Annotated in this window: 13 protein-coding genes; 1 reads left to right on the plus strand and 12 read right to left on the minus strand. The window is 72.1% G+C overall.

The genetic code is table 11. The features are described 5' to 3' along the window. Positions 1 to 13: 13 nt before the first annotated feature. From ACFF45_RS17350 to mobC, 3 genes are all read right to left on the minus strand, one after another. A complete protein-coding gene (locus ACFF45_RS17350; protein WP_381346967.1) occupies positions 14 to 1,156 on the minus strand; it encodes a hypothetical protein in 1,143 nt (380 codons plus the stop codon). Between the two features lie 14 nt (positions 1,157 to 1,170). Then, positions 1,171 to 2,790 (minus strand): relaxase/mobilization nuclease domain-containing protein, encoded by a 1,620-nt coding sequence (locus ACFF45_RS17355; protein WP_381346969.1) that lies wholly within the window; start codon positions 2,788 to 2,790, stop codon positions 1,171 to 1,173. Positions 2,791 to 2,936: 146 nt separating this feature from the next. After that, the gene (mobC, locus tag ACFF45_RS17360; protein WP_381346970.1) at positions 2,937 to 3,371 is read right to left on the minus strand and encodes a plasmid mobilization relaxosome protein MobC; all 435 of its coding nucleotides are present in this window, start codon (positions 3,369 to 3,371) and stop codon (positions 2,937 to 2,939) included. A 242-nt stretch (positions 3,372 to 3,613) separates the two neighbouring features. On the opposite strand from mobC, the gene ACFF45_RS17365 reads away from it, so the two are divergent. Further along, positions 3,614 to 3,994 (plus strand): hypothetical protein, encoded by a 381-nt coding sequence (locus tag ACFF45_RS17365; RefSeq protein ID WP_381346971.1) that lies wholly within the window; start codon positions 3,614 to 3,616, stop codon positions 3,992 to 3,994. 441 nt (positions 3,995 to 4,435) lie between these two features. Here the strand turns inward: ACFF45_RS17365 and ACFF45_RS17370 are convergent, their stop codons facing one another. The 9 genes from ACFF45_RS17370 to ACFF45_RS17410 all read right to left on the minus strand — a co-directional run bounded on the left by ACFF45_RS17370 (position 4,436) and on the right by ACFF45_RS17410 (position 13,652). Beyond that, the gene (locus tag ACFF45_RS17370) at positions 4,436 to 4,636 is read right to left on the minus strand and encodes a hypothetical protein (protein ID WP_381346973.1); all 201 of its coding nucleotides are present in this window, start codon (positions 4,634 to 4,636) and stop codon (positions 4,436 to 4,438) included. Continuing rightward, positions 4,633 to 5,067: an ATP-binding protein gene (locus ACFF45_RS17375; RefSeq protein WP_381346974.1), complete on the minus strand. Its 435-nt coding sequence runs from the start codon at positions 5,065 to 5,067 to the stop codon at positions 4,633 to 4,635. Before ACFF45_RS17375 ends, ACFF45_RS17370 begins: the two co-directional genes overlap by 4 nt. 108 nt (positions 5,068 to 5,175) lie before the next feature. Then, complete coding sequence (locus ACFF45_RS17380; protein WP_381346976.1) at positions 5,176 to 6,402, minus strand: helix-turn-helix domain-containing protein; 1,227 nt, start codon at positions 6,400 to 6,402, stop codon at positions 5,176 to 5,178. A 158-nt stretch (positions 6,403 to 6,560) separates the two neighbouring features. After that, on the minus strand, positions 6,561 to 8,207 hold the full coding sequence (locus tag ACFF45_RS17385; RefSeq protein WP_381346977.1) for a DNA cytosine methyltransferase: 1,647 nt from the start codon (positions 8,205 to 8,207) through the stop codon (positions 6,561 to 6,563). A gap of 612 nt (positions 8,208 to 8,819) precedes the next feature. Continuing rightward, positions 8,820 to 9,458 carry a hypothetical protein gene (locus ACFF45_RS17390; RefSeq protein WP_381346978.1) on the minus strand — a complete coding sequence of 213 codons (639 nt, stop codon included), beginning with the start codon at positions 9,456 to 9,458 and terminating at the stop codon, positions 8,820 to 8,822. A 163-nt stretch (positions 9,459 to 9,621) separates the two neighbouring features. After that, the gene (locus ACFF45_RS17395) at positions 9,622 to 10,254 is read right to left on the minus strand and encodes a DUF6248 family natural product biosynthesis protein (protein WP_381346979.1); all 633 of its coding nucleotides are present in this window, start codon (positions 10,252 to 10,254) and stop codon (positions 9,622 to 9,624) included. 94 nt (positions 10,255 to 10,348) lie between these two features. Continuing rightward, positions 10,349 to 11,224: a phosphoadenosine phosphosulfate reductase domain-containing protein gene (locus tag ACFF45_RS17400; protein WP_381346980.1), complete on the minus strand. Its 876-nt coding sequence runs from the start codon at positions 11,222 to 11,224 to the stop codon at positions 10,349 to 10,351. 153 nt (positions 11,225 to 11,377) lie between these two features. Continuing rightward, positions 11,378 to 12,712: a hypothetical protein gene (locus ACFF45_RS17405; protein ID WP_381346981.1), complete on the minus strand. Its 1,335-nt coding sequence runs from the start codon at positions 12,710 to 12,712 to the stop codon at positions 11,378 to 11,380. 184 nt (positions 12,713 to 12,896) lie between these two features. Next, complete coding sequence (locus ACFF45_RS17410) at positions 12,897 to 13,652, minus strand: hypothetical protein (protein WP_381346982.1); 756 nt, start codon at positions 13,650 to 13,652, stop codon at positions 12,897 to 12,899. Between the last annotated feature and the right edge of the window lie 8 nt (positions 13,653 to 13,660).

Genomic DNA, 13,660 nt, shown 5'->3' on the forward strand with positions numbered 1-13,660 from the left:
ATCCGGCCGGCGCCTACCGGATCTTGCCACTCTTCGGCGCGGGCCCTGCCTCGCGGTGCGCGGCCACTCCGGGCGTGGTCGGTGCCGCCCCCTTCGCAGCCTTAGTAGGGCCCACGCTCGGCGACGTCGACCGGGCCGCCGCGGTGCTCACCTTCGGCCCCGGCCCCGCCGGCGTACCGAGGGGCCTGCGCAGCGCGTCGTTGGCCGCCTGAACCAAACGGCGGCCCACCTGCGACTGCGGCCCCTGCTGCCATGAGGTGTCCTCCGACAGCCGGGCCAGGTGCTCCGCGACCGACTGCCCCCTGCTCTCCATGTCCGCCATCCGCGCAGCGACCAGCGGCCACTGACGGGCCGACACCAGCAGGTCCGCCTCCCGCTCCGCACCGGGCATCGCCTCACGCACCATGCGTGCGAACCGCTGGTTCTCCGACGGCGCGATGGACAGTTGCCGAAGGGCCCGCTCCCGGTCCCCCAGGTCGAGATCCTTGGGGATGTCCAGCCCGACCGTCAGCGGCCCGTACGACAGCGTCGCGTCCCGGCTCGTCGTCGGCACCTCCGCCGCCGACAGCACCTTGGCGACGGCCTGGTCGACGCCGACACCCTCCTCGTGCGCGGACGCAAGGATCGCCCGCACGTCGACGCCGCGCTCGTTCAGCGTGGCCATCGTCCTGGCCATCTCCGGCCACGCCGGGGAGGACAGGATCGCCTCGCGCACCGGTCCCGCCGGCAGCGTCTCGCGCAGCGCCTTCGCCCACTCCTCGGTGCCCTCACGCGCCACCTTCTCGGCGTTCGCCACGACCTGGTCCCGCACCGTCACGGTGATCTCGCCGACGCGCGGCAGCATCGTCTCCAGGTCCACCCCGGCCCGCTTCAGCGCCATGAGCTGCTGGGCGAGCTGGGGCCAGTCCGCGCCGTCCAGCAGTGCCGCGGCGATGTCGTCCGGGAGGAACTTCTTGACCTCCTCCGAGGCCTCCGCCGTCGCCTTCTCGGTGTCCGGGAGTTCGTCCTCCTTCCCGGCCTTCTTCTGCTGCTGACGGCGTACCGCGTCCGCAATGGCCATGACCAGACGGAACGCCATCACGGAGGTCTGCACCGCCTCGGCGGCGGCCTCCGTGAAGGCCTCCCCGGGACGCTCCTCCGGAGTCGGCATCGTCATGTTCGCTCCCCTCGTTACCGGGCCCGTCGCGGGCCCTTGCGCTGCTCGTCACCCGGCGGCCGACGTGTCGGTCCGGGCGCCCCCGTCTTGCGCGGTCCACTGCTGCGGCCAGTGCCGCCGGTGGACGTCGGCGACGGGTTCTTGCCGGTGGCCGCCGCCGTCGCACCGCGCTGGCGACTCCACCCGTCCAGCCGCCATGTAAGCACTTCGGCGACCGAGTCCGCTGAAGTCAACTCCCGACGGGCGGCGACCGCGGCGAGGACCTCGGCCGGATCGTCCCCGGCCTTCTCGACCGCTGCCAGTCGCGTGCGCAGCGCGGGCCACGCCGGGTCCACGAGCACCGCACGCGCGTGCTCCGGGACCGCCTCCTGGACCACCCCCGCCATCGGCCGCTCCCCCGCTACCGTCGGCGCCCGGCGGGCTCCCGAGGGGCGGGTCGCGGTGCGCTTCGGGCGCGGCCGGTACTCGCGCGCCGCGCTGGCGCCGGCGGTCACCTCGACCGCCTCGCGCAGCAGTCGACCGGCCCGCCCGGAGGCCTCCGCCTGGGCCCGGTGCTCTTGCGCCTGGTGCCAGCGACGGGAGGCCTCGATCGCGGTCACCAGAGCGAGCAGAAAGCCGAGCGCGGCGACCGTGTCACTGCGACCGGCGGCCGCCGTCGACTGGGACAGCAACTGCGCCGATTCCCGGTACAGGCTGCGTGCCTGTCCCTCCAGCGCACGGTCGCCCGGGACGCGCGAGGCGCGCTCGAACTCGTGCGCTGCCTCCCGCATCCGGTCGCGCACCATGCGCGGGGAGATGACCGCAGCGATGACGATGAGGTCGCCGAGTGCGGCGACGTCCCCGGCTCCCTGGCTCAGCCCGCCCGCGCCGAGCTGGTCCGCGGCCGCGCGCACGCGCCGCTCTGCCTCGCGCCACATCTCCGCCGGCGCGACGACCGGGACGGAGACCGGGTTCTGCCACCGTTCACGCACGCGCGGCAGCGACAGGTCGGGCGCCAGCTTGGCACCCGGAAACCAGACTGCCGACTGCTCTGCATTGCGGTCTCCGGGGAGAGCGACGGAGTAGCCCGTGATGTTTCCATCGGGGGCAACCCGCTTCTTCACTCGGACACCGGCTTCCGTCACCCGGGTGAAGAAGTCGGCATCGCTCACTGCGGCCGCAGCCGCTCTGCGCACGGCCCTTTGAAGCGTGACCCGAGCGGGCTCACCGAGGCCCCGACGGGCCGCCTTCTCGCTCTCTCCGGTCTTCGGCCACTTCCGTGCGGTCTTGTCGCGGTGCGTCAACTGACGCAGCCCGAACTCCACCTCGAACCGGCGCGCGGCAGCGTGCATCTTTGCGATGTCCTGGCGCAGCCACAGGTTCCGCCCGTCCTGACGGGCGGCTGTGGCCACGATGTGAATGTGGTCGTCCGCGTGCCTGATCGCCACCCATCGGCAACCCTCGTCATCACCGTGCGGAGAGATGCCAGTCACGTGCATCATCTCGCGTGCAACCCGCGCCCACTCCGCATCCGACAGCAACCGGTCTTCGGGCGCGTTGCGCACCGCCACGTGGTAGACGTGCTTCGCCGGGCGGTTCCCCTGAAGCATGAGAACGGGGGCGTCCAGCATGAGCGCCAGATCGGCGATGGTCATCTCTGCCGATCGTGCTGGGTCCTCGACGTACGGGTCGTCCCAGGATGCGACCATCCGAGGGTCCACGTGCTCGTCTCGTTTGCCCGGACCGTAGAGGTAGTCGAGCAGTCCCCAGGTGTCCGTCCCGTCACGTGCCCGCTTGGGCATCATGGGCGTCGCCTGCGCTCACGCATCAACTGGAGCGTCGCTTCATCAATGCGCTGCATGGCTTGCTGCACGGCTCCCAGAACGGCAGCGAGCTGCGGGTCGGTCACCTCGCCGTCGGCATTCAGCACGCGGGCGATCTGGTTCACGTTGTTCCCCACCCGCGACACGTGAGTACGGGCCTTCACAAGGTCCGCCAGGACGTCCTTCATGTCGTTCGAAACGGGAACGACCTTCTCCTCAGCGACGGCAAGGGCTGAACTCGCGATCCATGAGGCGAGTGCCTGGTTGTCGCGTGCGGCGGCCTCGTTCACGATGGCCAGCTCGGTGTCGTTGTACGACACGAGGAAACGGTTGGTGCGAGGGCCTTCGGCCTCACGGTTGCGGCGACGCTTCGGCGCGCGCCGCCGGCCGTCCGCTGCGGGTGGCTCTGCCACGGCGGCCTCCTCCCTTCCCACCCCGGTCCGTGCTCGGACCAAAGATCAACGGCACCCACAGTAGTGGGGAGAAAGCCGGAGATCACGCTTACTGATATCAGTAAGCTCCAACTTGCTTCCGGTGGCTACGGCCACCGGAAGGCCTGCGGATGGTGCATGGTTGCCCGTCAAAAACCATCCCGGCCTGCGGTGATGGGGCTACCTCCGGCCGTCCTTTGGGGCCGTACCAGTACGATCACGGCATGGCGAGTGCACACGACATCATGCAGCGGATGAAACAAGTTCAGGCGGCCCGCGAGAAGGCCTTCGAGCCGCTGGCGGAGATCCTGGGGCAGCGCGAGGAACTTCAGCGTCAGTTGGCGGAGCTGGACGCGCCGTACGCCGAGGCCTTCGTCGCCGCAGAGTCGGCGGGCTGGACGGCGGAGGAGCTGAAGGCGATCGGCGCCGAGGAACCGGCGAAGCGTCCGAAGGGGCGCCCGCGTTCCCGGCGGTCGACGGCGAAGAAGGCGGCACCGGAGGCCTCCGCGGCGGAGTCCTCGGCGCCTTCGTCGGCGGCCTCGATTCCCGGGCAGGATGGCGCCAGGGAGGCCGCCCCGGCGGCCGCCGGGAACCTCTCCGGCTGACGACGACGAACGAAGAGAGAAGGGCCCCGCTACGCGGGGCCCTTCGTGTTGTGCAGCATCCCTCCCCGGCCTCTCCAGTGTCCGGCCGGACTCCTCCGCATCAAGGTCGTACGTCCGCTCCTCGCCGCGTCGCTCGTCCCTCCCGACGCGCCTGCGGTGCGGGCGCTCCACCTTGACACTCCGTCCCCCGGCCTCGGTAAGGCCTTGACGGGGAGGGAGGAAAAAGGGTCGGCGCCCCGGGGTCCGACGGGCTGCTGGGGCCGTCGGGCGAGTGCGGCCAGGAAAGCGGAGCGATCCAGAATTCTGGAACACGCGACGGTGCCCCGGAACCCTCACGGGTGGGTATCCGGGGCACCGTCTCCGGCCGCTGCCCGCGACGGGGGTGGCGCGGGCAGCGGGGTTCGGGTCGGGCGGGTTACGGCCCGCTGGCACTGCTGGCGGTCACAGGTCGCCCGCCGCGATCATCTCGGCTCGGGTCCGGCGCACGGTGAGCTTGCGCGGCTCCTCCGCCGGCCACTCCGGTCCGCCACCGTGCGGTGCTCGGAGCCAGACGACTCCGCCGCGAATGTCGGTCACGACGGCCCGCCTCTGGCCGTCCATCACCTCGTCGCCGACGGTCGGTTTGGTCTCGGTCTCGGTCATCGGGTCACCTTCATCTCTGCCCAGACGCGCTTGCCCCACGGACGCCGTCCGCTGCCCATCAGGTCGTACCCCCACCGGTCCGCCATCTCCTCGACCAGGGCCAGCCCGCGGCCGCCGAGGTCGTCGGGTCCGGCTTCGCGCGGCTCCGGCAGGCGTCGGGGGTCCCGGTCGACCACGGCCACGTAGACCCGGTCCTCCTCGGGACGGTCGATGATGACGCGGACGCTCTCCCCGCGAGCGTGCCGGACGGCGTTCGTGAACAGTTCCGTCATCAGCAGTGCCGCGCCTTCGCCCGCCTCACCCATGTTCCAGGCGCACATGGCCACGCGGGCTAAGCGTCGCGCCTTCAGCGTCGTCTCGGGAGTGCGCGTCATCGTCTCGCTGTAGCCGGGATACCCCGCCGCGCGGGGTGTGGTGGTCGTGTCGGTCATCGCCGGACCTCGGGGGTAGCGGATGGGTCGAGACACGACCGTAAAAGCCGAAGGAGGTAGCGACAGGTACAGTCGCTACCCCCTTGCGGAGGGGTACAGGTTGTACCCCTAGGCGGCCACGCCGAGTTGACGCGCGAGTCCGCGGGCGTCGTCCCGGATGATCGCGCTGCCGTTCTCTGCCAGCTCCGCGGCCGTGCCGCGCGCGAAGAGGTTATAGGCAGTGGTCTCGGGGCTCGCCTCGTAGGCCTTCTTCAGCAGGTGCACGACCGCCACCGATTCCCCCGCGAGGCTGTACGCGCGGGCCGTCTCGATGATGTGGAAGCTGCGGCGGGTGGCGCTCTGCATCGAGCCGAGGTCGATGTGCGTGGCCGCGTCGACCGCCGCGCCGGACCGCACCAGGTCGTTGTGCATCGTGATCGCGTACGCGTCGACCATGCCCCGGCCGAACATCAGCCAGGGGTGTACGTACGCGTCGCCGAGCCGTTTGGCGGCGGCGTCGGCGCGGTCCCAGTGCCGTTCGGCGTTGCCCTTCTGGCCGACCTTGGCGTACGACAGGGCGGCGGCCAGGTGCAGCAGTCCGCCGAGTGCGATGTCCTCCGGACCGCGTTCCGGGTCGAGCAGCCGGATCGACTTCATGGCGAGGTCGACGCGTGCCTCGTGACGCTCTCCGGCGTCGCGGAAGACGTGGTTGAGGTACCACGCGGATGCCGCCATGGCGCGCGGGCTGTCGGCGTCCTGAGCCATCGTCATGGACCGGTCGCCGGTGAGCATCACAAGCTCGGGCGCGGGCTGGAAACTCAGGTAGAGCTGGGCGAGGTGGTAGCCCTGCGCGAGCAGCACCTGGGACCGGCGCCGGTCGGCGCCCTGGTGGGTGCGGGCCGCGTGCTGGAGGTCGGCGAGCAGGGCGGGCAGCACGTTGGCGATGCGGCTGCGGTGGTCGCCGAATCCGTGCCATGCCTGCCACGCGCTCTGTACGCGGATGGCGAGCGCTGCCGCCGGCGTGGGTTCCTCGTCCCGGGTGAGCAGATCGTAGGTCGTCAGGGACTCCTTCACTCGCAGCAGTGAAGGGTGTGCGGCCTTGGTGTAGGTGGCGGCCGCGATGCGTTCGTCGCCGGTGAGGGCGGCGAGGTCGTCCACGCCGAGGGACTCTGCGAGGCGCAGGAGTAGCGGCAGGCGTGGCATGCCGAGTCGGTCGTTCTCGATTGCCTTGACCCATTCCGTGCTGCGGCCGACCAGACCGGCGAGCACCGGTCGCGTCTGGCCCTTCCGTTCGCGTTCTCGTCGGACCCGCTGGCCGAACGTGAGGGGCGGGCCATTTTCAGCGTCGTGCGTCATGATGGACTCCGTTCTGACGTCGCACTCAGGACGGTACCGGTGCGCGAGCATCCGGGGACACCGGTCTCCGGGTCGAGTACCCGATGGGGACCGCGAAGCCCCGGCGGGCCGCTGATTTCCAGCGGCCCGTCGGGGCTTCGGTGTTGTCGGGGGCGCTCCTACGCCGCTGCTGCGGGTTCCTCGCCGAAGAGGTCCAACTGCTCGGGGTCGGCGGCCGTCGTGCCGGTGTCGATGCCGTACAGCTCGTGCACGTAGGTGCGGACCTTGGTCTCCCAGTCGGCGTCTCCGAGGATGCGGCCGAAGATCGCGGCGGACACCATCGGGCAGACCGCGTCCGCTGCCTGCTGGGCCTTGTTGCGTACGCCGCGGCCGCGCCCGATGTGGGTCCACGGGAAGTCCGCGGGGAAGCCGACCAGACGGCCGATGTCGGACTGGCTGATGGTCTCGCCGGTCTCGGAGTCGGCCCACCCGTACGCGGTGGCGGTGACGCAGGTCGACGGCAGATCGGCGCTGCGCGAGCCGCCGCCCTTGGCCCGGCCGGTGGCGGGGTCGACGGGCCGGTGGCCGCGCGTCAGGTAGGTCCGGCCGGTGGGCCATCCGACGACCTGGGCGAAGGTCGGGGCCGGGATCGGGGTGGTCGGGACGACGTCCACGAACGGCTTCTCGGCGCCGCGATGGGCGGCCATGAACCGGCGCCTGCGGTGGGAGGCGCCGTAGACGACGGCGTCCAGCGTCCAGGCCTCGGTGGTGTGCCATCCGGCCTGGGTGAGTTCGCCGAACAGCGCGTCCTCGATCTGGCGGGGCAGTGCGCTGGACTGCTCGACCATGACGCACTCCAGGATGCTGCCGGGCCGGGCGAGCATCCCGAGCGGCCAGATGATGACCTCGGCCATGAGTCCGGCGCGCGGGTCCTCCAGCTCGGCGAGCGGGGCGCGGACCTCGTCCCAGGTGTCGCCAGAGCGGGGCGCGTAGCCGGTCTCCGAGTGCTCCCAGGGGAGGAACCCGGCGGCCGCGCCCGCCTCCCAGATGACGCGGCAGATGATGTCGATGGCGCCCGCGTAGCGGCCCTTGCCGAGCCCGCTCGGGGTGAACGCCTGGCACGGCGGGGTGAGGGCGATGATGCTGACGAACTGGAGCGCGGGGTTCTCCGGGTCCAGCGCGGTGACGTCCGCGTGGATGACGCGCAGTCCGGCGGCGACGGCGGTGGCCACGGCGCCGCCGTCCAGGTCGATTCCGATGATGTCGACGTTGGCGCCGAGGATGTCGCGCAGCCCGAGGGAGAGGCCTCCGGGACCGTGGAAGAGGACGACCACGCGCTTGCGGAGGATGCGGCCGAAGGTGTCGCGCTCGGGCGCGAACAGCCACTCGATCGGGAACGGCGCCGCGTACCACTCCAGCAGTGCGCGGGTCTCGTCGTCCAGGGCGGCGAGCCGGTCGGCGGTGACCGGTCCCCGGTCCTCGAACCGCCCCAGTGCGATGGCGGCGCGCTCGCCGCGGGCCTCGCGGGCGAGTTCCTCGACGCGCTCCTCGTATCCCTCGGTCACGGCGTACGCGCACTCGGCGATGCGCTCGACCGCGTTGAACGCCCACTCCTCGGTCTCCTGGTCGGGGTTCAGGGTGGCGTACTCGGTGAGCAGGGCGGCGGCCGTCTGGCACTCGATCAGTGCGGGGTGTCCGGCTGCTGCGGCGATGGCGGCGGCGTCGTCGGCTTCCTGCTCGGCCGCGTCGGCGGCGAAGTCGGGGGTGATGGCCGCGGGGCGCAGGAGGTCGAGCATCCCGCCGGCGGAGGCATGGGTGGTTCCCATGTGCCACGTCCTTGGTGTCGTTGAGGGTTCTCGGTGTGGCCCGGGGGCCGGTGCCGGTCGGGATTCCCGCCCCTTCCGACGTAACTAATACTCTCAAGTTTTGGGGTGCGAGTCAACCCCCAACGCCCCACAAAAGCGCAGGTCAGAGGCGTTTTTGAGGGCGTTTCAGGCGCCCCGCCCCTCCTCCGGCGGACGCCATACGCCGGGCCGGTCGGGGGGCTCCCTCCTCGGTCGGGCAGGCGCAGCCGACCACGGGCCGTGTCGGGGTGCCAGGCTCGCGCTCGCGCGACCGCCGAAGGCGGCTTGGCCTGGCGGTCCGGCGCGGGCTGTGGTCCCCTCCGGGGGCCCGTCCGGGGAGGGAGTCCCCCGACCCCACCACCGATCACCCACCACGGGCCCGCAGCTCACCGCGCTCCCCCCGCCCCCTCCGAGTAAGGGCCGGGGGTGTGGGGGCGGAGCCCCCGCTGCCTGGACCGGCGGGCGCCGACCGGCCGCACCCCGAACTCACCTCTTAAGAGGTGGGGTTGGGCTCCGGCCGGACCGGCGGCGGGTACGGCAACGGCCAGTGCACCCCCATGGTCGGGTGCACTGGCCGTTGCCGGGCTCGGCGGCCTACTGCTGGGCCTGCTTGCGGGCCTGGGTGATGAGGCGCTTCCAGGTGTCGACGGACTGGCCGTGCCGTTCGGCGAGGGCGGCGGCCACCTCGCCGGCCTTCCGGCCGGGGGCTGCGGCGAGCGCTTCGGCGGCCAGGCGGACGCGCGGGTCGGGCGCCTTCGCCGCGCGCTTCTTGGGGTCGGGCCCGGAGGGGCGCCCGCCCTTGGTGCCGAACCCGCTGACCGGGTTGTCGACCCACGCCCAGAGCTGGGCGCGGGTGCGGTACTCGCGGGTGCGGGTGGTCAGTTGCTCGGTGCGCACCGGCTTGGGCCACTCCGGTGGCGGGTTCTTCGTGTACTGGGTGATCCGGGCCGGGTCGACGCCGAGGACGCGCGCCTGCCCCGCCGGCGGGAGCGGCTCGTCCGGGTCGCCGCTGCGGTCGACGCCGGACAGGTCGCGGGGCCGCTTGCAGTGCTCGGCGAACCAGTCGTCCCAGACCTGGACGTCCCAGTGCATGACGCCGCCGATGTCGCGGGGCTCGGGGTGGCCGTTGGTCCTGCGGTCGCGCCACAGCTTCGACAGCGTGTCCCGGCTGTAGCCGCTGTGCTCGATCAGGTCCTCTCGGCTCGCCCATGTGCGGCCCTCGATCGTCTTCACGGGTGTGCTCCTGGTGGTGTCGGTCGTAGATACGATGGTGACGGTTCGGTTTTGGGTCTGTTGAGGGCCCTCGGTGGCCGGACCGCACGGCCCGGCGGGATTCCCACGCTTTTGCGCCCCGCCGGGCCGCTCGACGTCCGGCTCCAGGTGGTCCTGGACGCCGTCAGAACAGGGTGTACTGCGCCTCGTCCACGGACTGGGGGACACGGCGGCCCTGGCGCGGGGCGGCGGCCCGGTCCGGTCGCGCGGCGCCGTCCTCCTGTGCCGGTGCCGCCTCGGGCTTCGCCGCGGCCGCCTGCTTCGCCCGCCGTCGGCGCTGCGCGGGCCCGTCGGGGGCCGGGCCGTCCTTGGCGCACGGGCACCGGCACCACCACACGCACGGTGCGTCGTCGGTCCGCAGGATGACCTTGGCGACGCCCTGCCCGCGAGCGCCGTACACCCAGTCGGTGTTGTCGTCCACGTGCGGTCCGCCCTCCTGGCGGTGGACGCACAGGTCGCAGCGCTTCGCCAGGCAGTTCCAACAGGTTCCGCGCTCGCACATCGACCAGCGCCAGAAGCCGAACGGGTACTTGCGGTCGATCTCCGTCATGAACGCGGGCCACACCCGCTCGCGGACCCGCGCCCCCTCCTCCTCGCTCATCGGCGAAGGGTTGGGAACCGGGTCGATGATGCCCATGATCATGCCGCCCTGGAAGTTCAGGAGGGCGGTACGCCGTACGGTCTCGTGCTCCTCCGGCGTGAGCGTGCGCTGCGGTCGGCGGATGACGGGGAAGTGGGCCCTGGACGTCTCGTTCATGCTGCGGTCCTTCGGTTGAGGTGTTCGGTGCGGGTCGCGCCGGGCCCGGCGGGGGAGCGGGATTCCCGCCCCGCTCCCCCGCCGGCCGCGCTGGTCAGCTCCGGGCGCGCTCGATGATCTGCCGCAGGCTGATGGACTTCTTGAACTGGTGGCCCATCTCGGCCTCGGCCTCGGCGTACTCCTCGAACAGCTCGGGGTTGAGCTGCGCACTGCGTACGAGGTCGTCGGTGTGTGCGAGAGGGCAGGCCCGGCAGCTCAGGCGCCGCATGCCCTGGTCGTAGGCCTCGTGGTGCTCGATGCCGTTCTCCCGGTGGACCTCCCAGACCTGCTCGGTGCTGAGCTGGTGGACCGGGAGCCACGTCGTCACGACGCGCAGGGTGCCCTTGCCGCTCATGCGGTTGCGCTCCAGGACCGGCTTCTTGGCGCGGGCCCTCGACTCCTCGGCGCGCATGCCCATCGCGTACCCGGCGCGGACCGGACGCCCGAGCCGCAGCTCGGCGCCGACCTCGTCCACGTAGTCACGGCCGACCGCGGTCTTTGTGTCGCTCGTGCAGTAGCGCGCGAAGTGGCCCGGCCAGTTGCCGTGGGAGCGAATCCGCTGCCACAGCGAGCCCCACAGCTTGCTGCGGCGCACGGCGAAGGGGACGCCGTACTGCTTAGCGTGCGCGCGGGCTACTTCGAGCGCGCCGGGCCACTCGACCAGGTGACCGCGCTCGGTGGTGCCGAGGTCGCAGTGCAGGATGCGGACCTTGTGGAGCTGGCCCGCCTGGTCGGCGCGGGTGCAGACCTCGTGCACCGTGGCCCCGCTGTCCTTGCCGCCGCTGTCGCCGATGACCACGACATCGTGGGCGTCGAAGTCGAACTCGGCGGACTGGGCGGGTGCGGCCGGCGCGGCCGGTGCGGCGAACAGTTCCATCTGGGCGGCGGCGCACCCGGCGGCGCAGGGCGGGGTGAAGGGCTTCTTCGTCACAGTCGTCTCCTGGTTGAGGTGTTCGGTGTGGTCGGTTCGAGCCGGGCCCCGGCGGGGGAGCGGGATTCCCGCCCCACTCCCCCGCCGGACTGGCCCCGGTCACTCGGTCCGGGACGGCGGCGCCGCCCACCGGTGCGGGCGGCGCCGGGCCGGTCAGGGGCGGCGGTCGAGGACGAAGTCGACGGGGACGGCGACGCTGAAGCGGGGACCGAGGATGCGCCGGGCGTTCTCGGCGGCGTCCAGGCGGCCGTCGCGCTTGCGGAACTGCACGACGATCGGCGGGTGAGCGGGCACGTGGCCCACGGACGTCTCCATACCGGCGGTGATGACGGCGGTGCCGGTCCACCCGGTGCCGGAGTCGCTACCGCAGTAGACGCGGATCACGGGCGTGCCGGTCGCGGCGGCGGACAGTTCCTCCGGCTCGCCCTCAACGGCGTTGTAGGCCAGGACGGCGGCGCGGATCTCCTCGGCGGTGGCGGGCATGTCCGTGCCGTGCATCCGATGGGCGTGCGGGGCGACGGCCAGGATCGCCGTGCGGGCCTGTCCGAGACAGGTGCGCGCCGCGTCGTGGGCGGCGTTGCGGGCGGTGAGGTTGTGGGCCTTGCGAAGGGCCTCCCATGCGCCTTCGACGGCGGCGTGCGCCTCGGTGATGGCCGGGCGGTGCTCGGCGGGGGCGACCTTGCCCAGGGTGATCAGGTGCCGGGCGAGGTCACCGAGGCCGCGAGGCGTCAGGCCGAACCCGCACGCCTCGTACGCGGCAAGGGCGGTGAAGAGGGGCGCGGCGTCGCGGCCGGCCACCGGGGTGGGCGTCGGGGCGAGGTCTTCGGGGGTGGCGGGGCGCAGCTCCACGGTGCCGCGTTCGCGGTCCTTGTAGACAATGCGGGCCCAGGACCGGGCGTGGGACATCTCGCGGACGTGGCGCGCGCCGCCCATCATCGCGTGGTTCATCTCGTCAAGGGCGTCACGGGTCGGGATGATCTGGGGGGTGCCGCCGTCGACGATGCGGACGTGCTTGCGGTCGTCGGCCGGGGGCGTGGCGACGGGGGCCGACTCGGGGCGCGGCGTGCTCCACAGATGGACGGAGACGGGCTTGCAGCCGTACAGGCGGGCGGGGGTGGGCCGGTTGGACAGGCGGACGGAGATGGCGTTCGTCAGGGCCTTGTCCCAGCCGCGGGGGTCGCGGTCGCCGCCTTCGGTGATCTCGTCGCGCAGCGCGTGAACCTCGTCGGTGCTCATGTGGTGGAGCTGTTCGCGGATGGCCCAGTACCGCTCGTCCTCGGTGAAAATAACCCGCACGCGTTCCAGCTCGGCGCGCTTGCGGATGATGCGCCGCACCATCTCCTTGTTGGCCTGCCCCTGCTCCGTACCGGCGTCGCGGCTCATGACGGCGTCCACCAGGTCGTGAGTGACGACGCGACCGTTGTGGAGGTGGGCGGCGATGAACACCTGGAGCGCCATGGCGTTGGCGCGTTCAATGGCAGTGATCACGGTGGGAAGTTCCTTCGGGTTGAGGTCTTCGGTGTGGCCCGGGGGCCGGTGCCGGTCGGGATTCCCGCCCCTTCCGACGTAACTAATACTCTCAAGTTTTGGGGTGTGAGTCAAGCTACTCCCGCAGATCAGGCCCCCTCCCGGCCCGCCTTTTCGGGGCGGGCCGGGAGGGCGGCGGGTCCGGTCAGCCCTGCGGCAGGCTGAGCCAGTCGGCGATCAGCTCGACGGGGGCGCGGGTCAGTTCGGTGACGGGCTCGGCGCTCTCGTCCGGCTCCTCCACCCCGGCGTCCCAGTGCACGCGGCCGCGGTGAGTCGTGTGCCAGCCGGGCAGGTAGATCTCCAGCAAGACGCCGGTCCGCCCTCCCCGACTGCGGACGCGGTCGCCTGTGGTGAAGCCGTAGGTGCGCCGGTCGTAGGCGACGCTGTCCGGGTCGACGGGGCGGATCAGGTCGCGCGTGGTGCGGAACGCGTCGGCGTCGCCGTCCCACTGGACGGTGAGCGTGCCGTCGGCGTCATCGACCGTGCGGACGGTGCCGCGCTGCTCCCACTGCCGGGCACCCTTGTACGGCTCGTAGTGCACGGCCATGCGCTCGACGCGGGTGCCGGGCTGGTACTGGGCCGGGTAGAGGGTCGCGGGTGCGATCAGCACCTCGTCCTCGATGTCGACGGCGGACGCCAGTCGGCCGGTGAGGCTGATGGCCCGGGGGCTGCGGGGGTCCTGCTGGGGAAGGGCGCGGTAGCAGACCTCTCCCGGGGCGCCGGTCCATGCCCAGCGGCGGCGGGGCGAGCCGTCGATGTGGCCGACGACCAGGTCGCCGGGGCGGACGTCCTTGGCGAGCGCGGGCCGGATCAGGCCGGGGTCCAGGTCGGCGGGGAGCGGGCCCATCTCCGTGTTCTCGATCACGACGTGCCAGAACTCGACGGGGGCGAAGGGGGGCATGACATCTC

Origin of the sequence: Streptomyces cinereospinus (assembly GCF_042430725.1) — a bacterium.
In the GTDB taxonomy this organism is placed as follows: Bacteria; Actinomycetota; Actinomycetes; order Streptomycetales; family Streptomycetaceae; genus Streptomyces; species Streptomyces cinereospinus.